Here is a 22,729-nt window from a genome sequence, read left to right as displayed (position 1 = left end):
ACGGCCCTGTCACTCGTCCGCGGCCTGGTTCCACCTCCCCACCAGATCGCGGTACAGGGGTGACCTGGCGGGGAGTTCTTCGTGTGTGCCGCAGACGGCGCGGGTCCCGTCGAGGACGAGGACCCGGTCGGCGCGGGCCGCGGACGAGACACGGTGGGCCACGACCACGAGGGTGCCGGGACGGTCCGCGAGGGCCCGTTCGGCACGCTCCTCGGCCGCCGGGTCGAGGTGGCAGGTGGCTTCGTCGAGCAGCAGGAGCGGCGCGGGCGAGAGGTAGGCGGCGGCGAGCGCGAGCTGCTGGCTCTCGCCCCGGGACAGCAGCCGGGGCGACACCCCGGCGTCCAGGCCGCCGAGCCGTGCCACCAGCTCGTCCAGCCCGAGGGCGCCGACGGCGCGCCGCACCCGGACGTCGCCGGGCTCCGGGGTGCCCGGGGCGACCGCGAGGTGGGTCAGGTTCTCCCGTACGGTGCCGGTGAACACGTAGGCCTGCTGCGGCAGCAGCGTCCGCCGCGGGTCCGGCCCGGTGGACCTCGGTCCCCGGCAGGCGGCCGCGCCGGCGACGAGCACCGATCCCGCGTCGGGTGACAGCATTCCGGCGAGCAGGGCGGTGAGTGTGGACTTGCCGATGCCGCTCGGTCCGACCACCGCGAGGTGCTCCCCGGGGCGCACCAACAGGTCGAGGCCGTCGACCACGGGAGCCGCGCCGGGGCCGTAGGCGAAGGTGACGCCCCGGAGCTCGGCCGCGGCGCCGGTCCGCGGGCGGACCGGCCGGGGCCGCTGCCGCGGCTCCGGGTCCAGGTCCGGCTCGTGCTCCGGGTCCGGGTCCGGGTCCGGGTCCGGCTTCACGGTGCCGTGGCCGATCGGGTCCGGCGGCTCCGGAGCGCTGAAGCGTTCGAGTACCACGAGCAGCCGGGTTCCGGCGGAACCCATGGCGGTCATCAGCGAGTTGAGGGCGGGCAGCAGGGCCTGTACCAGGTACGTGAGTCCGCCGGCCAGCGTGCCGGCGGTGATGCCGCGGCCGAGCAGCCAGGGTGTCGCGGCAAGGAGTGCGATCACCGGCAGCCGGCCCGCCGTGCCCAGGGCCAGGGCGCGCAGGGCCGCCCAGCCCGCGAGGGTGCGCGCCAGCCGCTCCTGCGCGGCGATCAGGGGCTCCGCCCGCGCTTCCACGGCTGCCCGTCCCCCGCAGGCGACGATGTCGCGCAGGCCCTCGGCCAGCTTCCCCACCCGGTCGGCCAGCACCTCGTCGGTGTCCAGGGACCTGCGTTGTACGGCGGCCAGGGGGCGCAGCGTGGCGAGGAAGGCGGCCACGCCCAGCAACAGGGGCGGCAGCACGACCAGCAGCAGCACGGGCGCCAGGGCGGCCATGCCGACGAGGGCGCCCACGGCGGTGAACACGAACGAGCGGGCCGTCAGGACCAGCCCCGCGAAGGAGTCCCGGGCCATCTCCGTCTGCTGGGTCAGCCGGGACACCGCGCCCGTGTCGCCGGCGCCCGCCGGGTCGGCGACGGCCCGGTCCAGTGCCTGCCGCACCGCCCGCCGCACCAGGCCGTCCCGCAGCGGCTCCACGAGGTCCGCGAGCCCGGCGAACACGCCGCGCAGGGCGAACCCGCCGATCAGCGCTCCGGCTCCGGCCGCGGCCAGCCAGCCGAGGCCGGTGGCGGTGCGGCCGGCGAGGAAACCGTCGTCGAGGGCGCGGGCCACACCGTAGCCTCCGAGGAAGGTGTGCGCGGACTCCAGGAGCGACCATGCGGCCAGCCGGCCCACAGCCCTCTTGCGGCCGCGCAGGAACCGCCGGCCCTCGGGGGCCACCCGGCCCCGGGCCCCTCCCCCGGTCACCGCGCCGCCTCCCGCTCCGTGTCCCTTTCCGTGTCCTCGTCCGTCTCCCGTTCCGTGCCGGCGGCGAACACCGCCCGGTAGGCGGGCTCGTGCCGCCAGAGCTCGTCGTGGGTTCCGGTCGCCCGTATCCGCCCGTCCTCCAGCCATACGACGAGATCGGCGCGGACGGCTGACGAGAGGCGGTGCGCGACCACGATCCGGGTGCCGGGCCGGATCTCGCGGGCGAGGGCCCGCTCGACCTCCCGGGCCGTGACGGTGTCGAGGCTGGAGGTGGCGTCGTCCAGTACGAGGAGCCGGCCCGCATGGGCGAATGCCCTTGCCAGTCCGAGGCGTTGGACTTCTCCGCCCGACATCGGGGCGTCGGCGAGGCGCGTTCCGTACGCGTGGGGCAGGCGCCGGACGAACAGGTCGGCTCCCGCGGCACGGGCCGCGGCGCGCACCGCTTCCGGGCCGGGGCCCGGACCCGCGCCGAAGGCGATCGCCTCGCCGACCGTGTCCCCGAGCAGCACGGGCCGGTCGAAGGCGTATCCGACCTCGCGGCACAGCACTTCGGCGCTCAGATCCCGCAGGGGCACCCCGTCCAGCAGGACCCTGCCCTCGTCGGGGTCGGTGAGCCGGCCGGCCACGGCGGCGAACAGCGTCTTGCCCGCGCCCGAGCGGCCCACCACGGCCACGGTGGTGCCTCCGGGGATCAGCAGGCCGATGTCGCGCAGGACCGCGGCACCCTCGCGCACGACCCGGACGCCCCGCAGTTCCAGGGTGCCGGGGCCGCCTTCCGGCAGCCGCGCCCGGCCGTGGCCGAGTACGGGCAGGGCCAGAAGGGCGGCGGTCCGCCGGGCCGCGGCCCGGCCGCGGACCACTGCCGCGAGCCCGCCGGTCACGGCTCCGATGCCGGCCGCGAGGCCCGCGTACCGTACGGCGGCGAGGAGTTCGCCGACCCCGATCGCCCCCGCCGACAGGCGGATGCCGCCGACGGCCAGGACCGCGTACAGGAGCATCGGCATGAGCGCCGCGGACCGGGCCGTGGTGCCGCCGTAGACCTGCCACATCCGTCTGCCCTCGGTGCCCAGCTCGGGCAACCGGGCCAGGATCCGCGCGCGTTCGCGCTCCGCGGTGCCGGCGGCGGCGATCGTCCGCGCCCCGGACAGCGCCTCGGTCAGGCGGCCGGCTGTTTCGAGCTGGACCTGCTGGTAGCGGGCGATGCTGGCGTGGGTGTCGCGGGCGAAGGCACGCAGCAGGAGCACCAGGAACGGAACGCCGACGAGGAAGGCGAGCGCCGTCCACAGGTCGATGAGGAAGAGGGCGGTGACCGCCCCGAGGGGCGGGAGCAGTGCGGCGACGGCGTGCGCGACGGCGGCCGGGACCTTGCCGGCCTCGGTGGCGTGCGCGGTCAGCCGCGCCGCGGTGTCGCCGGGCGCGTGGCGGGCGGCGTGGTGCGGGGCCGTCCGCAGCAGCCGGGCGAGCGCGAGCCTGCGCAGGCGGCCGGTGGAGCGGCCGTCGACCTCGCCCGCCAGCCGGGCGGCGGCCGCGTCCAAGGCCACTTCGGCCGCGATGACCGCGGCGCACAACAGCGTCCAGGCGGGGCCCGCCGGGGCGCGGCGGAGCAGCAGGTCGAGGGTGTGGCCGAGGACGGCCGGTTCGGCGAGCGCCGCCGCGGCGGCGCTCAGCGTGCATCCGAGGACCGCGGCGGTGCGTCCGGCGCTGTGCCGGGCCGCTGCCACGAGAGCCCGGTCGGCGGTACGTGCCACGGCCGCCGCCTGCGCCGCCGCGGCCTCGGGTGCGGGGGCCGCGTCCGGGCGGCTCATCGGCGGATGCCTCCAGTGGTGTGGTGCGGGCCCGGGCGGCGAACCGCCCGGGCCCCGAGTTGACCTGGATCAGTTACAGGTCGTGATGCTCAGGCTGCTGTCGCCGCAGAGGAGCAGGCTGGCCCGGCTGCCGCCGCCACCGCCGCCGTGCAGCGCGCCCTCGGTGACCTCTTCCTTGGGGGTCTCCATCGACTGCAGGTCGAGAAGCGTCATGTCAGATTCCTCTTCTGTCGAGTGGTGCGATGGGTCACGGCCCCGGGTGGGACCGGCTCTTGGGCCGCCGCGGTACGTCGCAGCGGCGGGAGGAACGGCAGGTGCGCGCGCCCGCCGGGCGCGGCGCTGCCGAGGGCGAGGAGAGCGCCGGCGGTGCCCGTGGCGAGGTCCATGGACAGGCGCATCATCTGCTCACCGGGGAAGGCCAGATGGCCCTGGTAGGGCACGGCGTGCCGGGCCAGCGCCTCGATCTGGCGGGCGATGTCCGCGGGCTCCGTGCCCGGGCCCGGCGTGGTGGTCCGGGCCAGGTGGAGGATCATCCCGGAGGCGCCGCGCAACAGCCCGGGCTGGGCGTAGAAGGTCGCCTGCGCGGCCCGTACGATCTCGCGCCGGGCTTGTTCGAACCGCTCGTCGGGCGCGTGCTCCAGCCAGTCGTCGAGGACCATGCCGATGCCGACGCTGCCCTCGCCGAGGTACGGCATCGTGCGCCAGCCCTCGTTCACCTGCAAGGTGCCGAACGCGCTGGTGACGCAGCGGTCGAGGTCGCGGTGGAGCGACCGGGCGGCCTGGAGCAGCAGTTCCTTGTCGCCGGTGCGTTCGTACAGCCGCAGGAAGAGCAGGGCCGGGCCGGTGTTCCCGTACATCAGTCCGGCGCGGGCGGGCCGCTGCTCGGGCCGGGCGAGCAGCTCGGCGCAGCGCAGGGCCGCGGTGTGCAGCCCGCTCTCGCCGCTCGCGATGCCGAGCGCGTCCAGGGCCAGGCCGATGCCGGCGAGTCCGCTGTGCAGGTCGGGGCCCGCGCTCTGCCAGGGCTGCCGGAGCAGCCGTTCGGTGAGGGCGAGGGCGGGGCCCGCATGTCCGAGCCGGTGCAGGGTCCAGGCCGTGCCGGCGAGGCCGTCGTAGAAGCCGAGCGGGGTGCCGGAGTCCGGTTCCCCGGTCCGCTCCAGCAGCCATTCCTCGGCTTCGGGCCAGGGCTCGGCCCCGGTCTCTGCGAGGGCGTGGAGCACTCCGGCGATCCCGTTGCCGAAGCCGGAGCCTGCGCCCGCGGTCGCGAACTGGGCTATGTCGCCCGGCACGAAGCGGTCCTCGCGCTCCGGGGTGGCGCTCGCGCGTATCGCCGCGGCCATCGACGCGCGGGCGGCCGGCCAGTCCCCCGGCTCGACGGGCAGGTACGGGCCGGGCGGTGCGGGCAGGCGGCCGCCCGGCGCGCCCTGCGGGGCGCCGGACAGGATCTCCTCGACGGCCTCGTCGAGGAACTGCCGCGGTACGGGGAACTGCGCGGCGGCGACGGCGGCGATATGGGCGGCCTTGCCCCGGTCCAGGACGAGCAGGCTGGTCAGCGGGAGGAACAGGGCGAGCCGCAGACAGGCGAGGGCGTAGCGGTCGACGGAGAACCCGCGCCGCTCGGCGGGGGCGACGAAGGCGGGGTTGGCGACGGTCTGCCGCAGTCCCTCGTCCACGTGCGCGGCGGCTTCGAAGTCCAGCAGGGCGACGGACGGTTCACCGCTCTCGTCCTCGTCCACCATGATGTTGAAGAGGTGGAGGTCGTTGAAGACCACGCCGCGCGCGTGCACGGCTTCGACGGCCTCGGTGACGCGGCGGTGGATCGTCAGCGCCCACTCGGTGTACGAGGCGAGCTCCGCCGGGTCGGGGTCCGCCTCGATCAGTGGGTGACGGCGGGCGAAGTAGGTGTTGAGCGGTTTCCCGGCGAGGTGCTGCAACACCAGGAAGTGGTGGTCGCCGACCGTGAAGGTGCCGCGCACCGCGGGCACGCAGTCCAGGCCCGACAGCCTTTCCAGCGCGGCCTGTTCACGGTGCAGCCGGGTCACGGCGTCGGCGCCGTCGGCGGCGAGCCCGGCGTACGGGCGGGCCTCCTTGAGGACCACGCTCTCGCCGGTGCGGCTGTCCTTGCCCAGGTAGACGCCGCCGCCGTTGGAGAAGTGCAGCGCCCGCTCCACCGTGAAGGGGATGCCGGTCAGGTTGATCGCGGAGCGCGCCGCGAGGTGCGGCTCCAGGAAGTCGGGCAGTTCGAGCCACTCGGGCGGCTGGAACACCGGTGCGCGCCGGTCCGGTACGAGCCGCCCGTCGGGGGCCTCGATCGCCGGGACCAGCTCGCCGTGCTCGTCGTAGCAGTGCCTCAGGGTGAAACTGCCGTAGCGCAGGTACACCGGGCCGGCGCCCCAGCGCAGATCGCTGAGGATGTACGGGCCGGCCGCCCCGGCCAGCGCGGCGTCGAGGTCCTCCGCGATCCGGCGGCACTGCTGCTCGTCGGCCGGGTACACGGTGATGAACTTGCCGCTCGCCGCGCGGTCGGCGTACTTGGCGTTGCGCAGGTGCAGCAGGTACCGGCTCGGTATGAACTTGAAGGCGATGCGCCGGGCGGTGCAGTACGCGTACACCGCCGTCAGCAGCGCTTCCGCGTTGTCGAGCGTGGCCGAGACGTGGATCTTCCAGCCCTGCGCGGGCAGTTCGGCGTCGGCGGGGCGCAGTGCGAGCCAGTCGCCGCTGCGGTGCGAGCGCCACCCGGACGGTACGGGGGCGAGCGCGGCCGGGTAGCTCTCACCGGCGCGCCGGTACGGCGCGTCGTAGAACCAGCGGTCGGCGTCGCAGAAGGCGGCGTACCCCTTGTTCACACCTGCTCCCTCGTTCGGCGGCAGACCCGACCGTGTCACGCCGGGCGGATGCCGCGACAGTCACGCCTGTCACCGCCGGGGTGTGCAATACCCATGAGTCACAAGTCACGGGTCAGGTGCCATGGGGCAGGTGCCATGGGGCAGGTGTCAGAGGTCGGGTGCCACGGTCAGGTGTCACCGGCCTCCGCGGTCCGCCGGGTCCACCAGTGCCGGCGGCGCGGGTGGACGGCCCGCCCGAGCCGGCGGCCGATCAGCAGGTACCCGAGGAGCGCTCCGGCCGTGTTGAGGAGGACGTCGTCGATGTCGAAGACGCGTCCGGTGACGAGGGCGCCCTGGACGAGCTCCACCAGCGTCATCAGACAGGCCGTCACGGCGCCGACCCGCAGCAGGCCCCGCGCCGGGGGCAGCAGAACGGGCAGGAGCACACCGAAGGGCAGGCCGAGCAGCAGGTTCCCGCCCAGCTGGCGCACCGCCTCGACCGTGGAAGTCCCGTGCAGGTAGGCGCTGATCGAGCTGCCGGGCCGGACGTTGGCGTGCACGAGGGCCGCCGAGGCCGCGGACGGCTCCAGCGTCAGCCGGGCCAGGACCACACCGAACAGCACGGTCCCGGCGAACGCGGTCACCATGGCCGATGCCCGGACGGCCGGATGGGCCGGGCGCCGTCGCTTCCTCCGGCCGGCCGGCACGTCCCGGTCCGCCCGCTCAACCTGCTCAGCCCGCTTCTGCGTACTCCGCCGTACATGCCACCGTGTCATGCGGGCGCGTCTACCCTGCGGGCCACCCCGCACGCGGCGGCGACCGGTTTCGGACATCTCCCGCCGATGCCGCGCGCGGAGGCGCATGCGGGGGATTCGGGGGCAGGCGAGAGGGTGTCCATCCCGTGCGCTTCCGGGCCGGCCGGCCCGGCCGGCCGCGGGCGGCGCTCGATTCCAGGAGGTTTCGCGATGCTGATCACCGTCACCCGCACCGGGGGGTTCGCGGGCAGGGAACGGACCGCTTCCCTCGACACGGAGTACCGGCGCGACGGCGCCGAGCTGGAGCGGCTGGCCGAGCGGGCCCTGAGCGGCGAATGCCCCGAGGCCCGGGAACCCGTGCCGGACGGGTTCGGCTACGTCGTCCGCGTCGACGACAAGCTGGTGGAGCTGCGGGATCCGTACCTCACCGGGGAACAACGGCAGCTGATCTCCACCGTCCTGGGCGAGGGCGCCTGACCGCGGCGCACGACGCGGCTCCCCGACGCCTTGGCGTCGGGGAGCCGCTCTGCGGAGGCCCGCCGGAGTCACCGTGCGTGCTCCGCGTGCCGGATCACATCCGGCTGCCGCCGAACGGCCCGCCGATTCCGTAGTACGTGCCGATGTCCGCGCGGTAGCCCTCGTCCTGCGGGTGCTTGTCGCGGTGGAACTCGGGGGCGTTCTTGATCTGCTCCTTCGTCCGGTCCACGTGGATCCTCTCGTCGTCCGCGTCGATGCGGGACACGGTGCCGGCCGGGAGGAGGACCTCCTTGCCGAAGATCCAGGGTCCGGTGTCGACCACGATGTACGCGGAGCCGGCCTCGTCGGAGTGCCGGTCCACCTTGCCGATACCGCCGTCGGCGGCCTCCACCTTGAATCCCGTCAGGTCGACGCCCTGCAGACGGCCCGAGGTCTCGCGATATCCCCACACGTTCTCCGTCATGAAAATCCCCTCCGGGGTGGTCGGGTCGGCTCTCGTCACGGCGCGCCTGCCCCTCACCTCCCGTCTCACACCCGGAGATCCGACTCGGTGAATCCGCGGCCTGAGGTGGCGGTCCGCCGCCGGCGCGGCGCGTGCACCGTCCGCTCAGCCCCGCTCCCCGTCGAAGAGCACTCCGGGGTTGAGGATCCCCGCCGGGTCGAGCGCGTGCTTCGCGGCCCGCAGCGCCCGGGCGAACGGCTCCGGGCGCTGCCGGTCGTATCCGGGCCGGTGGTCGCGGCCGACGGCGTGGTGGTGGGTGACGGTCGCCCCGTGCGCGCCGAGCACGTCCATCGCGGCGGACTTGATCTCGTCCCACATCGCGACCTCCGAGCCGCGCCTCGCCGGGGCTATGACGGTGAAGTAGGGGGCGGGGCCGTCGGGGTAGACGTGGGTGAAACGGCAGTTGATCAACCCCTCGGCACCGGTGACCTTGCGTACGACGGCGCCCAGGTCCCGGTGCACGGCCTCGTACAGGGCATCGGCACGGTCCCAGGTGCAGGCCGTTTCGAAGGTCTCGCTGATCACGCTCATCCGCGCGAGTCCGTCGCGCAGGTACGGCATGCGCAGGAACGCGGAGCGCCACGCGCCGGCCGCGGAGTCGCCTGCGGGATCACCGGCGGGGTCACCGGCCGCGGGCCGGGTGGTCCCGGTCGGTGAACCACCGTGGTCCCGCGCCAGGGCGACCAGTTCGGCGAGCCGGTCGGCGACGGGGAAGTGCGCGGACTCCACCCCGAGGACGAGTACGCTGCGGCCGCCGCCGGCCACCCCCGAAAGCGCCGCCTCGCCCGGATCGAGCAGCCGGCAGTTGGCCGGGTGCAGGCCCGACTGCGCGATGGCGCGTACCGCGCCGGCCGCGGCCTTGAAGTCCTCGAACAGGACCGAGGCGGACGCCTTGTGGCGGGGCCGGTCCTGGAGCCGCATCCATGCCTCGGTGATCACGCCGAGCGTGCCCTCCGATCCCAGGAACAGCCGGTCGGGGGAGGGTCCCGCGCCCGAACCGGGCACGCGCAGCGACTCGTTGACGCCGACCGGGGTGACCACGCGCAAGGACTCGGTCAGGTCGTCGATGTGGGTGAGGAGCGTGGCGTAGTGGCCACCGGCCCGGGTCGCCAGCCAGCCGCCGAGGGTGGAGAACTCGAAGCTCTGCGGAAAGTGGCGCAGGGTCAGGCCGTGCGGCCGCAGCTGTGCTTCGAGGTCGGGTCCGAGCACGCCCGCCTGGATCCGTGCCGCCCGGCTGACGGTGTCGATGTCGAGCACGCGGTCGAGGCCGGCGAGGTCGAGGGATACCACGGCCCGCCGCCGCTCCCCGCGGTACTCCACTCCCCCGACCACCGAACTGCCCGCTCCGTAGGGCACGACGACCACGTCCGCGCCCTCGGCCCAGTCCAGTACGTCCACGACGTCCTGCTCACTGCGGGGGAAGGCGACCTGGTCCGGAGCCGCCCCGAGTTCGCCCCGCAGGGCCCGTACGACATCGCGGTAGGCCTTCCCGTACGTGTGCGAGGCCCGGTCCGGCGGGGTGTCGGACATCAGGTGGGCCAGGGAGGACGGCGGGGTGACGCGGGCCTTCGGCAGATCGAGGGACCGGACGCCGGGCACCGGCAGCGGGGTGTCGGCGGCACCGGGGACCAGTGCGCCGAGGGCGACGCACTCGGCGTCGGACAAAGCCTTGTCTTCGGTGCCCCAGCCCCACCAGGAGCGGCGGGGCCGGGACGGGGCGAGAGGGGCGGCGGGAAGCACGGTCTCGGCCATGGCCATATAACCCTTCGGTAATTTACCGCTTGGTAATTTACTTCACCGTATAGTTCGCCGCATGGACTCCACAAGCACCGGCACCGCACCGAACGCCTCGCCACCCCCGGGCAGGCGCCGGGGCAGACCGGCGGGGACGAAGGGCGTACCGCGCGCCGAACGCGAGGAGCAGATCCTCGCCGCCGCGATGGAGGAGTTCGGCCGGCACGGGCACGCGTCCGCCTCGATGGCCGCGATCGCCGGGCGGGTGGGCGTGACGAAGCCGATGCTCTACGCCTACTTCGACTCCAAGGACGGGCTCTACCTCGCCTGCCTAGAGCACATCGCCGCCCGCGTCATCGCCGCCATCGACGCGGCGATGGCCGGCGGACCGGCCTCACCCGCCGGGGAGCAGCTCCCCCACTCCGTCCTCACCGGTCTCTTCACGGCCCTCGAAGACCGGCGTCACGCCTGGTTCGTCCTCTACGACAGGACCTTGCCGCCCGGCTCCGCACTGCGCCTCGCCGCCCAGCGGCACCGTGAGGCCATCGACGGGCTCGCCGCGTCGGGCACCGCGGCGCTGCTGAGCGGCCACGGCAACGAGAACCCCCTCGACGCCGACGCCCTCAAGCACGTGTGGACCGGCACCGTCAGCTCCCTCATGGGCTGGTGGATCGCCCACCCCGACCTGTCCGCCCAGGACATGAGCGCCCGCTGCGCCCGCCTCCTCACGGCCATCCGCACCGCCTGACCTCGCGCCGCGATCAACGCGACGGGACCAGCGGGGGGTTGAGGCGGGCGAAGCCCGGCTGGCGGTGGTACGGGAAGTAGGGGTAGGGGGCCGGGCGGGCGCCGGCCTCGTCGAGCTTCGCCATCTGTTCGGCGGTGAGCGTCCAGCCCACGGCCCCGAGATTCTGGCGCAGTTGCTCCTCGCTCCGCGCACCGATGATGACGGAGGACACGGTCGGCCGCTGCAACAGCCAGCGCAGGGCGATCTGCGGGATCGCCCTGCCGGTTTCCCGGGCGACCTCGTCGAGGGCGTCGACCACGCGGTAGAGGTGCCCGTCCTCCACCGGCGGCGCGAACTCGGCGGTGTCGTGCAGCCTGCTGCCGGCGGGCAGCGGCCGGCCCCGGCGGACCTTGCCGGTGAGCCGGCCCCAGCCGAGGGGACTCCAGACGATCGCGCCGAGCCCCTGGTCGAGCCCGAGCGGCATCAGCTCCCATTCGTAGTCGCGGCCGATGAGGGAGTAGTAGACCTGGTGGGCGACGTAGCGCTCGCGGCCGCGGCGGTCGGCGGTGGCGAGGGATTTCATCGCCTGCCAGCCGGAGAAGTTCGAGATGCCGAGGTGGCGGATCTTCCCGGCCCGGACCAGGTCGTCGAGGGCGGAGACCGCCTCCTCCACCGGGGTGCCGGCATCGAAGGCATGCAGTTGGAAGAGGTCGATGTAGTCCGTGTCGAGGCGGCGCAGCGCCTTGTCGACGGACGCGATCAGGCGCGATCGCGAGGTGCCCGCGTCGCCGGGGGCGTCGCTCGTGGGCAGGCCGGCCTTGGTGGAGATGAGCACCTGGTCGCGGCGGCCCTTGAGGGCGGCTCCCAGCACCTCCTCCGACGCTCCGTCGGAGTAGACGTCGGCGGTGTCGAACATGGTGACGCCGGCGTCGATGCAGATGTCCACGAGGCGGCGCGCTTCCGCCACGCCCGTATTGCCCCAGGCCCCGAAGAGCGGCCCCCGTCCGCCGAAGGTGCCGGCGCCGAAGCTGAGCGCCGGAACCTGAAGCCCGGACGCACCCAGTCGCCTGTACTCCATGACGAATCCCCTCTCACGCACCCAGTTAATGGGGCCGTGGTTCCGTTAAGATGCCTTCAGCGTAGCAACGCGAGACAGTTAATGGAACTGGAGTCCCGTTATGGAGTTCACGGAAGCCACGCCCGACCCGGGGACCGCCCGGCCCGGAGGGCGTACGGCGCGGGTGCGCGCGGCCGTACTGGACGCCACCGCGGAGGTCCTGGCCGAGCAGGGCTTCGCCCGTCTCGACCTCGCCGACATCGCGCGCCGCGCGGAGGTCGGGAAGACGACCGTCTACCGCCGCTGGGGCACGGTCACCGGCCTCGTGGCCGACCTGCTGCTGGACATGGCGCAGCAGTCCGTACCGCGCACGGAGACGGGTTCACTCCTCGGAGACCTGACGGCCAACGCCCGACTGGTGCAGCGCACGCTCGCCGATCCCCGCCAGGGCGCCCTGTTCAGGGCGGTGATCGCCGCGGCCGGCTCCGACCCGAAGGCTGCGGAGGCCCTGTACGGCTTCTACTCCGCCCGCGTCGACGAATGGGCACCCTGCGTGGAGCAGGCCGCCGCCCGCGGTGAGGTACCCGACGGCACCGACGCGCAGGAGGTGATCCGCGCGACGTCCGCTCCGCTCTACTACCGCCTCCTGACCACCGCCCTCCCGCTCGGCACGGCCGATGCCGATCGCGCCGCGACGGCCGCGGCCGTGGCCGCGCGAGCGGGGGCGTACGTACGGGAGCCTTAGAGGGTGTCCTACGGGGCGGTGCGGGCCGGGAACGTGAAGGCGTAGCCCTGCGCGGCGAGCCAGGGCAGGTACTCCTTGAGCGCCGCGACCGTCTCGCTGCGGTCGCCGCCGCCGTCGTGGAACAGGACGGTCGGCTGCCGGGGCACCTTGCCCTCCACGGCGGCGACGATCGCGGGCAGGCCCGGACGGCTCCAGTCCCTGGGGTCGACGCTCCAGCCCAGCGGCCGCATCCCGCTCGCGGCGGCTATCGCACGGCTGTCGGGGGTGAAGGCACCGCCCGGCGCGCGGTAGTAGTTGACGGCGACGCCCGGAACGGCCTTCTCGATCATGGCCTTGCCGTCGAGTATCTGCTGCCGCTGGTAGGCGACGGGCTTGTGGTCCATCGTCACGTCGTGGTCGACGGTGTGGTCGCACAGCTGGTGGCCGTCGGCCGCGATCGCGCGCACCAGGTCCGGGTACTTCTGCGCCCTGGTGCCGATCATGCAGAAGGTGGCTTTGACGTGGTTCTGCCTCAGCACCTTGAGGACCTGGGGCGTCCAGCGGGGGTCCGGGCCGTCGTCGATGGTGATGGCGACGTCACGGCCCGGGCCCTGGGCCAGCCGGGAGATCCCGAGCGGGATCCCGGTGGCGCCGTGGGCCGGCTCGGAGTCGACCGCGGACCGGCCCGCCGAACCGTCCGTGGCGGCGAAGGCCGGGGTGGCCATGGTCGCCAGAAGGGCGAGGACGGCCCCCGCCACGGCGGGAACCGCCCGTCGACGACGCGCGGAACTGGTGGTGATGCCCATGGACGCGCTCTACCTTTGCGCTCGGCCCCCGGAATTGGCGATTCCGATCCAGGGTAGGTCACGCGCGAGGGGGTCCATCTCCCCCTATCGGCCCATTTGTCCCTCCCTCGGGCCTTCGAACCGGGCCGCAGGCCCCGCCTGATCCCCCGGGCGGGGCCGGACGTGATATCCGCCACGTCCGGCCCGGGGGGGCCTGCCCGTCGCGGGGGTGTGGGGACGGGCTACGGGCGGGTGGCGGTGACCAGGTAGTAGTCCAGGATCTGCTGCTCCCAGGCGGCCAGGAAGTTCCTGGGCCAAGTGCCCGGCGCCCAGAGCCTCGCGAGCCAGCGGTCCCAGCCGGGCCAGACCTGCGGACCGATCGAGGTGATCCGCACATCGGTGAAACCGGCGCCCGCCAACGCTTCGTCGAGCCCCGAGACGGGCCGGGCGATGTCCAGGCCGCTGGCGAACGAGTCGAGCAGTCCGGCGAGCCGCTCCGCCGGCGCGGGCGCACCCTCGACGCTGAAGAAGCTGGCGACCGCCACCCGCCCGCCGGGGCGCAGGACCCGCGCGGCCTCGCGGGCGAACGCGGGCAGGTCAGGGAAGTGCTGGGCCGCCTCGACGCTGTAGAGGCAGTCGAACTCGGCGTCGCCGAGCGGCAGGCTCTCCGCCGCCCCGAGCACGAAGCGCAGCCGGGGCGGCCGGGCTTCGAGGAGGAGGGAGTTCGCCTCGCGGGCCCGCCGGAGCTGCTGGGGATGGATGTCCACCCCGGTCATCTCCGCGGGCCCGTACTCCTCCAGGGCGAGGGCGCACCCGAGGCCGAGACCGCAGCCGATCTCCACGGCCCGGGCGCCCTCGGGACCGACCGCGTCGAGTACGTGCCGGTAGAGGTCCTGCTCGCTGCGGATCCGGTCGCCCTGGGACAGCGGCCGTTCGAGATCGACCGCCTGCCAGTAGCCGAAGTTGATGAACCCTCCGGCGAACACCGGCACGGCGCTGAGATCAGCCGGCCCGTACGTCTCCCAGACCTCGGGACGCACGACCGGCGCGGGCTGCTCTGCAGAGGTCCCCGACACCGCCCCACCACCTCCTCGTGACGGGGCGCTCCGCCCCGAGCCCCCCAGTGTGGCGCCTGGGCTCCCGCCCCGACAGAGGACCCGCCCGTCCACGGGCCGGGAGTGGCGCGTGATGCGTGCGGGGCCGGCTCCCGGAGTGCGTGCGGGGCCGGGCTCGCGCAGGCGGCTCAACCCGCGTCGGCCGCCCGGGCGAGCATCGGGGGCTGGACCGCGCGGTGCCACGGGGTGGGGAGCCGGTCACCGGCCGGCTCGGGGCGGGCGGGCGGGAGCGTCGTGACGATGTGCAGATCGGCGTCCAGGCCGAGGGCCGCCGCGACGGTCGTACCGGCCCGGTCGGTCACGCCCGCCGGTGCGCCCGTGTACAGCATCTGGGACTCCTGCCAGGACTGCGGGCCGTCCGCGCCCGCCACGCCGACCGTGCCCGAGCCCGTACGGCCCGCGAGCAGCGGGCCCGCGATGCCCACGCCGCCGTAGCCGCCCGGACCGCCGGCCTCGGCGACCGGGGAGAGCTCCGGCGCGGCCCCGTCCATGGTCGCCAGGCTCGTACCGACGGTGCCCGCGCCGGGCCGGCGGAAGAACAGGCGGACCCCGTCGCCCTCCGGGCGCACCGAGAGCACGCCCGTCGTCTGCGGCAGTCCGGTCGCGAAGGAGCCCGTCGTCGGGGCGCCCGGCGCCGGCTGGACCCAGGCCACGACGGATCCTGTCGTCGCCGCGTACACGTACCGCCGCCCCGATCCGTCGGTCGCGGTGACCGGATCACCCAGGAGGCCGGAGCCGCCCAGGGCCTGCCATGCGCCGAACCCGTCGTCCGGGGCCTCCTGGGTCCGGGCGCGCAGGGTGCGCCGGGAGTCGCGCACGTACACCGTCATCCGGCCCGCCGGGTCCACGGCGACGGCCGGACCGCTGATCGCGGAGGTGCCGGACCGGTCCACGGTGTCCGGGGTTCCCAGTGATTCCCAGGAGCCGAACGCACCGTCGGGCGCGCCCTGTTCGGCGTACACGATCTCGCGGCCGTAGTCCTGGGGTGCCGTACCGAGAGTGGTGCGGGTGGCGAACACCGCGATCCTGCCGTCCGGGAGCCGGACCGCGGACGCCCCGGCGTCGATGCCGGCGCCGGGAAGGAACCGGGGGCCTTCCCAGGGGGCCTTCGGGCCGCTGCGCGACCAGTACGCCATCCGCCCGTCCAGCACGGCGAAGGCCCACAGCCGTCCGGAGACACCCTCGGTCATCCACGAGGTGCCGTCGCCCCGGCTGTAGCGGATCGTCTGGTTCCATCCGGCGCCGGTGGGCCTGGTCGCGGTCTTGCGGTCACCGCAGCCGGCGGGGCTGCCGCACCAGTCGTCGTGATCCATCCAGGCGTAGGTCTTGAGGTAGCCGAGCTTCTCTTCGGCGGCCTGCGGGTCGAGCGTCGGCGGCAGCGCGCTGTTCGGGTAGCTCACGTAGTTCTGGACGGAGAAGTGCGGCCGGCCCTCGGTCTGCGCGTAGCGCGCCGCGGCGGCCTGGACGAAGCGGGCGCCGTACATGTGGTCCTGGTGGTCGAGGAAGACGCCGCTGTCCGACTTGCCGGGGGTCGGGTCCTGCGTCCGTATCGTGGTCGGCTTGTACAGCGCGAACACGTCCGCGATCGCGGCGACGGCCTGGTCCTTCGAGTACGAGAAAGGCCGCTCGACCGGTGTCCCGGAGGTGAGCTGGGAGCCCAGGGCGGGTATCCGGCCGTCCCACAGGCCGCGCAGGCTGTCCGGATTGTCCCCGGAGATGCTGCGGGCCTCGCGGAGCTGCATCCACACCAGGTTGACCTCGGGCCTGGCGACGAGCACGTCCACCTCGGCGCTGCCCCCGCCGGCCGTGGGTATGGACTTCCGCTGCCAGGTGCTGGTGCGGTCACCGGTGGCCATCTGCGCATAGGCGCCCCGGATGCCGTTCTGCCGGGCCTCCGCGTAGGCGGCGCGGTCGGCGGGGCCCGCGGCGTCGTCCAGGTGCGGGCTGTGGGCCTCGTTCCGGCCGTCGGACTCGCCCGAGGTCAGGTAGACGGTGGTGACCTTGATGCCCGTCGATATGGAGCGGCTCAGGTCGGGGTTCATGAAGAACAGGTCGTCGTCGGGGTGCGCGACGACCTGGAGGGCGGAGCCCTCGGTCACGCTCGGCTTGAAGAACTCCTCGGCGGCCGCCGGCGGCCGCTCGCTCCCGTATCCGTAGGCCCACGTCGTGACGCCGGCCACACCGACGGAGACCGCTGCGAGCAGCGCCGCGAGGCGGGTGCGGCTGGCCAGGGACATGTAAGGCGCCTTGGGGATCGGTCCGGTGCGGGAAGCCGACCGGGAGGTCGGCCGGTGTCCCGATGGCTCCATTGCTTCCGGAGACGACCGGGCCCGATTATGCCCCGCACGTTTGCGACTGACACACCCTCAAACGGCATATGGTAGCGACTGGGTTAAATGACAGAAATAGGCGATTTGCCCATTTTGCCGAGTAGCGGACCAGGCCGGACCGGACCGCTGCGCCTCAGCTCCCCTTCTTCGGCTCCTCGGCGTTTCGCCAGACCGTGAGGTCGAGCGTGATGTAGGTGCTCGGGTCGTTCGCCCCAGACCGGCCTCGGTACGTCGCCACCGCGATGTGGCCGGCATCACTGAGCACGCAGATCTCCGACCCGTCCGTGAGCTGGTCGAGGCCGATCTTCTCGGTGTAGCGGGTCTCGGCGCGGCAGGTCTCCAGCGAACCCTTCTGCGTGTTGTTCAGCACGACCAGCTTGCCGTTGTCGGTCCCGACCTTCGTGTCCCCGAAGAGGGTGTCCAGAAAGAAGTAGAGGTCTCCGTGGTTGTACAGCACGCCGGCGTTGCCGCCGGTGCCCGGGCGCGGCGGGTTGTCGGCCAGCATGAGCTGGTAGTTGGCCGTCAGGTTGACGCCCTTGTACGAGGCCGGGGTCGGATCGGCGCGCTTGCCGCCCTTGTCCTGGGAGCCGCCGGGGGTCCCGCTGCTCGCGCTTCCACCGGCGGAGGACGAGCCGCCCTTGGCCTTGTCGCCGGAGTTGTCCGGCAGCAGGGAACCGAGGACCACGAGGCCGATCAGCGCTGCCACGACGACCCCGGCGATGACCGGCGCCTTCGACTTGCGCTGCGGCGCCGGGGGCGGGCAGCCGGGGTGGAATCCGGGCGCCGGCGCCTGATGGCCGGGGTGGGTCTGGTAGCCGGGCGGCGGCGTCAGATAGCCGGGCGCCGGCGTCTGGTGAACGGGGTGGGCCTGGTAGCCGGGCGGCGGCGTCTGGTAGCCGGGCGGCGGCGTCTGATAACCGGGCGGCATGCCCGGAGCGGCGGGACCTGCCGGTGCGTGCGTCGGCACGGCGGGCGCGTTCTGCGTCGGCGCGGCGGCCACGCCGAGACCGGTCGGCGGGTACGGGGGCGCGCCCTGCGCCGGAGGCTGCGGGGAGACCTCGGTCGGCGTCGGGGCCACGGCGGGCTGTGGCGGCGGGGTCTTCGCCGGTTCGGGCAGCTGCAGGCGCTCGGTGATGGAACCGGCGACCGCCTGGGGCAGCCAGTCCTCGCCCTGGCGGAGCGGGACCGGAGAGAGGCCGTGGCACATCTGGATGACCTCGGCCAGGGCGGGCCGGTCCGCCGGGTCACGGCTGAGGCACCGCGTCACCAGGGGCCGCAGCTCGTCCGGCAGCGCGCTGAGGTCGGGGTCCTCGTGCACGATGCGGTAGAGCACGGCGTGCGAGGACCCTTCCCCGTATGCGGGCGCGCCGATCGCCGCGTACGCCACGATCTGGCCGAGGGCGAAGATGTCCGTGCGGTCGGTGACCGTACCGGCGGAGGCCTGCTCGGGCGCCATGAAGGCCGGCGTGCCGACGCTGACGCCGCTGCCGGTGAGGGAAGTGGCGTCCGCCGCGCGGGCGATACCGAAGTCGATCACGCGGGGACCGTCGGCGGCGAGGAGTACGTTCGCGGGCTTCAGGTCACGGTGGACGATGCCCGCGCCGTGGATGACGTGCAGCGCCTCGGCGACCCCGACGGCCAGCAGCAACACGCTGCGCAGCGGCAGCCGTCCGTGCTGGGCCACGGCGTGCGCGAGGGACGGGCCCGGTACGTAGGCCGTGGCGAGCCAGGGCTGGGTGCCCTCGGTATCGAAGTCGATGACCGGCGCGGTGTAGAGGCCCTGCACGCGCTGCGCCGCCCGTACTTCCTGCTGGAAGCGGCGCCGGAACTCGGGGTCCTCGCTGAACTCGGGCCGGATCACCTTGAGGGCGATGGGCCGGCCGCCCGGGGTGTAGGAGAGGTACACCTTGCCCATGCCGCCCGCGCCCAGCACGGCGCTCAGCCGGTAACCGCCCACCGTGGCCGGGTCTTCGGGCCGGAGCGGCTGGAAAAGGTCGGCGGAAGGTGCGCTCATGAAAAATCCATCCCGTGTCACGGCAGTTCAGCTCGCTGAAGCCCCGCTGAAGCCCCGAAGCCAAGCGAGAGGGTACCCAACTTCGTGGCTCGTCCCCATCGCCGGTCACCGTACCCGCGCCCGGGTGAGGGTCCTTGACGGATCGTGTGGAAATTCCGCGCCCGCGCGTCCACGGGACTCGGCGTTCACGCAGGCTTCCGGCACGGGCGGGCGCCACCCCGCTCGTCCGTCTTCATCGGATGACGCGGATCTCCGGCAGGGGCGGGCCGCTCTCCCCTTCCGCCGCCGGCACTGCTCGCGCCAGATGCCGGGCGCGGGCCCAACCCGCGTCGGTGGACAAGACAGCCCTCGTCCACCTGTCCCCTTGCATATCTCGGGTCATCTCTTCGAAGACCTCGTCGATCATCCGCAGTTCGGAGAGCACACCGGGGCCGAGCTCGCCCTTCTCGCCAAGCCACCTGGGCCGCAGGAGCCGCCGCCACCACGGAGAGCGCGCTGATCAGCATGCGACGACGCGCCGAAGGGCCGGGAATCTCCATTCGCCCATGCCGTCACGCCTCCCCGGCCCCCTTGGCGAGGCCCGACGGCTAGCGTCTTGGCCATGCCAGAACTCAAAGCCCGGGATGTCGGCCCGTCCGGAATCGAGATCGCCTACGAGCGGTTCGGCGCACCCGATGCGCCGCCGGTCCTGCTGGTCATGGGGGCCGGTGCGCAGATGATCAATTGGCCGGAGGGGTTCTGCCGGGCCCTGGTCGACCGCGGCCTGCAAGTGATCCGGTTCGACACCCGCGACAGCGGCCGGTCGACGCACTTCCCTGACGCACCCGTCCCGGATTTCGCGGCGGCGCTGGCCGGCGACCTCTCGACGGCGTCCTACACGCTCTCCGACATGGCGGCCGACACGGTCGGCCTGCTCGACGCGCTCGGCCTCAGCGACGCACACCTCGTCGGCTCCTCGATGGGCGGGATGATCGCCCAGATGGTCGCGATCGAGCATCCCGACCGGGTGCGCTCGCTGACGTCGATGATGTCCACGACGGGTGAGCCGGGTGTGGGCGAGGCCGATTTCTCGGTCTTCGCCGAGCTGGGAGGGCCGCCCGAGGACCGGGATTCCTTCGTCGATTGGCAGGTGCGCGCCCTGAAGCTCGCGGCGTCACCGGGGTTCGAGTTCGACGAGGCCGCCGCGGCCGAGCGGGCCGGACGGGTCTTCGACCGGGGGTACGACGCCCTGGGCATGCAGCGCCAGGGCCTCGCGGTCGTGGCGACGGGCGACCGTACCGAACGGCTGCGGGCGCTGCGGGTGCCCACGCTGGTGCTGCACGGGGCCTGCGACATCCTGTGCGATGCCGGCGGCGGCCACGCCACGGCCGCCGCCGTCCCCGGTGCCGAACTGGTGGTCCTGGACGGGATGGGCCACAGCCTCCCACGGGAGCTGTGGCCCGAGCTCGCCACCCGCATCGCCGCACTCGTGCACCGCACCGAGGCGGACCGGACGGCCGGCTGAAGCGCGCGGAGGCCGGGCGACCACCCGAACGGCCGCGCGGAGCGGTCGGCGCTTCCTCGACGGATGCCAGGCTGGTGGAGCGGCCCCAGCCGAGGCCGGATCGGACGAGGAGGTGTGGCCGGTGCCCGATCTGGATTCACTGGTGTCGTTCGCCCCGTTCTTCGTCCCCGTGATCACCGGCGTGGTGGGCGGGATCAGCCTCGTCTTCAGGGACCGGCGCGAGGCGCGGAGCGCCGACCACCACTACCGCAGGAGGCTGGAGAAGGCGCAGATGGAGGTCCAGTTCATCACCGGCTGGATCGAGGCCAAGAAACTGGCGCCGACCGGCGCCCCCGACCCGGAGCCCGGCCACTGGCTCGACGAGTGCTACGCATCGGTGCGCAGCTTCGAGGCCGCGGCGCGCCGGCACCGGGGAGGACCGGGGAGGCTGCGGCGCCTGCTCCTGCTGCGGACGATGCACAGCTGGCCGGCGAGGGCCGTGCAGATCCTGTACTGGGTGGCCCTCGTCGCGTTCAACGGGGCCCTCGCCTGGTGGGTGAGCATGATCGTCAGCGGTCCGCCCGCCTTCTTCGGGACGGACGCGGAATCCCAGTCCGACGAGGTCGACGCGGTCCTGGCCACGGCGGTCGGCTTCTTGCTGGCGGCGGTCGTCCTGTGGGCGTGGGCGGTGCATCTGGACGCGGCGGAGCCGGAGGAGGGATACGCCTCGCGGATCGACTCGGCCGCCTGGGCGGCCCGGGAGGACGAGCGGAAACGCGGCGCGGACCGGAAGGCGGACGAGGAGCCGGACGACACCGCGGACTGACCGGCCCCGCGGTCGCCGCGGAGCCGGGCCTGGGCCTGGGCGGGCCTGGGCGGGCCTCGGCCTGGGCCTGGGCCGACGGAATTGACGATCTCCGCCGCGCTGCCGGGGTTGAGAGGATCATCCGGTTCCCCCGGACCTGCCACCGCTCCCCCGTGGCCGGCGGCTTCCCACCACGACCGGCCAGGAGGCCACGACGTGACGACCGCGATCGCGACCAGCCGGCCGGACGAGTCCCGGGCCGCGCGCCTGATCACCGATGGACTCGACCCGAAGACGTGGATCATCGCCGACACCGTACTCATCGGCTGGCACACCGGCCGCCTGCCCGGGATCGGATGGGGCCTCATCGGCTGCCTGTTCGCCGCCGTGATACCCCTGGCCTTCATCAAGTACGGCATACGCAGCGGTCGCTGGGCCGACCGGCACGTCGGCCCGAGGCGGCAGCGCATCATCGTGATGAGCTTCGTCACCGTGTCGGTCGCCACCGGCATCACGCTGCTGTCGGCCTTCGGCGCCCCCCGAAGCATGGTCGCGCTGATCTCGGCCATGCTGGCCACCGTCGTGGCGCTCCTCGCCGTGACCCCCGCCTGGAAGATCAGCGTGCATGCCGCCGTCTCCTCCGGGAGCGTCGCCCTGCTCGCCATGGCGTACGGGCCCCGGATGCTCCTCGCGTACCCCCTGGTCGCCGTCGTCGGCTGGTCACGGATCGAGCTCAAGGACCACACCCTCGCCCAGGTCCTCGCGGGCGCCGCGGTGGGCTGGGCCGTCGCGGCCGGTACGTTCGCACTGGTCCGGTAGGCGGCCGCGGGCGGCCCCGCCGAACGGGGCATCCGAACGCCGTCCCGTTCGTTCACAGGAGCAGGACCGCGAACGGACAGCAGCCGGACGAAGGGGAACCATCGTGGAGAAGAACGCCTGGGCCGTCACCGGAGAGCTTGCCGCCTTCTTCGACGAGGCCGCCGCCCATCTCCCCGCCGAACAGCGCCGGGTACTGCAAGTACTCAAGATCGGGGAGGAGTTCGGCGAGGCCGCGCAGGCCGTCATCGGCGCCACCGGCACCAACCCCCGCAAGGGCCTGTCCCACTCGTGGCAGGACGTGGAGGCGGAGGTGTGCGACGTCCTGGTGACGGCGATGGTCGCCCTCCACCGGCTCGGTGTCGCCGACCCTGCCGCGATGTTCACCGCGCACCTGGAGAAGACCGCTGCCCGCACCCTGGCCACCCGGGAGGCATGAGCATGTGGATTCCCCGCGAGGAGTGGATCAAGACCCTTCCCCGGACGGTCGTGGCCTCATGCGTCCTGTTGCTGGATCCCGACGGCCGCGTCCTTCTTCTCCGTTACGGCCCCGGCCAGCCGGTCGCGGGCCGGTGGTGGCTGCCGGGCGGGATGCTCGACCACGGCGAGGACCCGTGGGCAGCCGCACGGCGGGAGATGAGCGAGGAGACCGGGGTCGACCTGGCCGACGTACCGCGGCTGATCGGCACGGACCACCGCGTCGACGTCGAGGGCACCGGCCCGGTGATCGACTACTACTTCCACGGCGGCGTCCACACCGGTGACCGGCCCGTCCGGCTGAGCCCCGAGCACGACCGCCACGCCTTCAAGCACCTCGACGAGCTGCGGGACACTCCGCTCACCTTTTGTCTGCGGACGCTGACCGCCCTCTACGCCGCCGCCCGGCCCGGCACCGCGGTCTACCTGCGTGAGGGGAGCCCACTGTGACCGCGGCCCGGATCA

General features: G+C 73.6%; 20 protein-coding genes. 8 read left to right on the top strand and 12 right to left on the bottom strand.

Annotated elements, in window-relative coordinates:
• Positions 1-9 precede the first annotated feature (9 nt).
• The 5 genes from ACFXGI_RS22360 to ACFXGI_RS22340 all read right to left on the bottom strand — a co-directional run bounded on the left by ACFXGI_RS22360 (position 10) and on the right by ACFXGI_RS22340 (position 7,110).
• Positions 10-1,836, bottom strand: coding sequence for an ATP-binding cassette domain-containing protein (locus ACFXGI_RS22360; RefSeq protein ID WP_384709375.1), 1,827 nt, complete (start codon positions 1,834-1,836; stop codon positions 10-12).
• A complete protein-coding gene (locus ACFXGI_RS22355; RefSeq protein WP_384709372.1) occupies positions 1,833-3,641 on the bottom strand; it encodes an ATP-binding cassette domain-containing protein in 1,809 nt (602 codons plus the stop codon). Before ACFXGI_RS22355 ends, ACFXGI_RS22360 begins: the two co-directional genes overlap by 4 nt.
• Positions 3,642-3,710: 69 nt before the next feature.
• Positions 3,711-3,854: a SapB/AmfS family lanthipeptide gene (locus tag ACFXGI_RS22350; protein ID WP_030162116.1), complete on the bottom strand. Its 144-nt coding sequence runs from the start codon at positions 3,852-3,854 to the stop codon at positions 3,711-3,713.
• Positions 3,851-6,484 (bottom strand): class III lanthionine synthetase LanKC, encoded by a 2,634-nt coding sequence (gene lanKC, locus ACFXGI_RS22345; protein ID WP_384709367.1) that lies wholly within the window; start codon positions 6,482-6,484, stop codon positions 3,851-3,853. Before lanKC ends, ACFXGI_RS22350 begins: the two co-directional genes overlap by 4 nt.
• A gap of 167 nt (positions 6,485-6,651) precedes the next feature.
• Positions 6,652-7,110: a VanZ family protein gene (locus ACFXGI_RS22340; RefSeq protein WP_384709364.1), complete on the bottom strand. Its 459-nt coding sequence runs from the start codon at positions 7,108-7,110 to the stop codon at positions 6,652-6,654.
• 318 nt (positions 7,111-7,428) lie between these two features.
• On the opposite strand from ACFXGI_RS22340, the gene ACFXGI_RS22335 reads away from it, so the two are divergent.
• Positions 7,429-7,695, top strand: coding sequence for a protealysin inhibitor emfourin (locus tag ACFXGI_RS22335; RefSeq protein WP_384709361.1), 267 nt, complete (start codon positions 7,429-7,431; stop codon positions 7,693-7,695).
• Between the two features lie 94 nt (positions 7,696-7,789).
• Here ACFXGI_RS22335 and ACFXGI_RS22330 read toward each other — a convergent pair whose 3' ends face one another.
• Positions 7,790-8,158, bottom strand: coding sequence for a PRC-barrel domain-containing protein (locus tag ACFXGI_RS22330; RefSeq protein WP_384709358.1), 369 nt, complete (start codon positions 8,156-8,158; stop codon positions 7,790-7,792).
• Between the two features lie 144 nt (positions 8,159-8,302).
• Positions 8,303-9,949, bottom strand: coding sequence for an FAD-binding oxidoreductase (locus tag ACFXGI_RS22325; protein WP_384709355.1), 1,647 nt, complete (start codon positions 9,947-9,949; stop codon positions 8,303-8,305).
• Positions 9,950-10,010: 61 nt separating this feature from the next.
• On the opposite strand from ACFXGI_RS22325, the gene ACFXGI_RS22320 reads away from it, so the two are divergent.
• Entirely contained in the window at positions 10,011-10,679 is a 669-nt protein-coding gene (locus ACFXGI_RS22320; protein WP_384709352.1) for a TetR/AcrR family transcriptional regulator, read from the top strand.
• A 13-nt stretch (positions 10,680-10,692) separates the two neighbouring features.
• On the opposite strand, the gene ACFXGI_RS22315 is transcribed toward ACFXGI_RS22320, so the two are convergent.
• Complete coding sequence (locus ACFXGI_RS22315; RefSeq protein ID WP_384709349.1) at positions 10,693-11,736, bottom strand: aldo/keto reductase; 1,044 nt, start codon at positions 11,734-11,736, stop codon at positions 10,693-10,695.
• 100 nt (positions 11,737-11,836) lie between these two features.
• Here ACFXGI_RS22315 and ACFXGI_RS22310 point away from each other — a divergent pair, with 100 nt between their 5' ends.
• Positions 11,837-12,460: a TetR/AcrR family transcriptional regulator gene (locus ACFXGI_RS22310; protein WP_384709346.1), complete on the top strand. Its 624-nt coding sequence runs from the start codon at positions 11,837-11,839 to the stop codon at positions 12,458-12,460.
• 8 nt (positions 12,461-12,468) lie between these two features.
• Here the strand turns inward: ACFXGI_RS22310 and ACFXGI_RS22305 are convergent, their stop codons facing one another.
• The 4 genes from ACFXGI_RS22305 to ACFXGI_RS22290 form a co-directional block, all read right to left on the bottom strand.
• Positions 12,469-13,245, bottom strand: a complete 777-nt coding sequence (locus ACFXGI_RS22305; protein ID WP_384709343.1) for a polysaccharide deacetylase family protein — start codon at positions 13,243-13,245, stop codon at positions 12,469-12,471.
• Positions 13,246-13,466: 221 nt separating this feature from the next.
• Entirely contained in the window at positions 13,467-14,300 is an 834-nt protein-coding gene (locus ACFXGI_RS22300) for a class I SAM-dependent methyltransferase (protein WP_384709340.1), read from the bottom strand.
• Between the two features lie 167 nt (positions 14,301-14,467).
• A complete protein-coding gene (locus ACFXGI_RS22295; RefSeq protein ID WP_384709337.1) occupies positions 14,468-16,576 on the bottom strand; it encodes a PIG-L family deacetylase in 2,109 nt (702 codons plus the stop codon).
• A 226-nt stretch (positions 16,577-16,802) separates the two neighbouring features.
• Entirely contained in the window at positions 16,803-18,683 is a 1,881-nt protein-coding gene (locus ACFXGI_RS22290; RefSeq protein ID WP_384709334.1) for a protein kinase, read from the bottom strand.
• A gap of 601 nt (positions 18,684-19,284) precedes the next feature.
• Here ACFXGI_RS22290 and ACFXGI_RS22285 point away from each other — a divergent pair.
• The 5 genes from ACFXGI_RS22285 to ACFXGI_RS22265 all read left to right on the top strand — a co-directional run bounded on the left by ACFXGI_RS22285 (position 19,285) and on the right by ACFXGI_RS22265 (position 22,714).
• A complete protein-coding gene (locus ACFXGI_RS22285) occupies positions 19,285-20,187 on the top strand; it encodes an alpha/beta fold hydrolase (protein ID WP_384709331.1) in 903 nt (300 codons plus the stop codon).
• Between the two features lie 121 nt (positions 20,188-20,308).
• Complete coding sequence (locus ACFXGI_RS22280) at positions 20,309-20,992, top strand: hypothetical protein (protein ID WP_384709328.1); 684 nt, start codon at positions 20,309-20,311, stop codon at positions 20,990-20,992.
• A gap of 195 nt (positions 20,993-21,187) precedes the next feature.
• Positions 21,188-21,790: a hypothetical protein gene (locus ACFXGI_RS22275; protein WP_384709325.1), complete on the top strand. Its 603-nt coding sequence runs from the start codon at positions 21,188-21,190 to the stop codon at positions 21,788-21,790.
• 103 nt (positions 21,791-21,893) lie between these two features.
• Positions 21,894-22,226 carry a MazG-like family protein gene (locus tag ACFXGI_RS22270; protein WP_384709322.1) on the top strand — a complete coding sequence of 111 codons (333 nt, stop codon included), beginning with the start codon at positions 21,894-21,896 and terminating at the stop codon, positions 22,224-22,226.
• On the top strand, positions 22,223-22,714 hold the full coding sequence (locus ACFXGI_RS22265; RefSeq protein ID WP_384709319.1) for an NUDIX hydrolase: 492 nt from the start codon (positions 22,223-22,225) through the stop codon (positions 22,712-22,714). Before ACFXGI_RS22270 ends, ACFXGI_RS22265 begins: the two co-directional genes overlap by 4 nt.
• Positions 22,715-22,729: the final 15 nt, after the last annotated feature.

Origin of the sequence: Streptomyces sp. NPDC059355, from assembly GCF_042752335.1 — a bacterium.
Classification (GTDB): domain Bacteria; phylum Actinomycetota; class Actinomycetes; order Streptomycetales; family Streptomycetaceae; genus Streptomyces.
The sequence above is the reverse complement of the archived record's forward strand: the minus strand, read 5'-3'. Positions and strand labels throughout refer to the sequence as shown.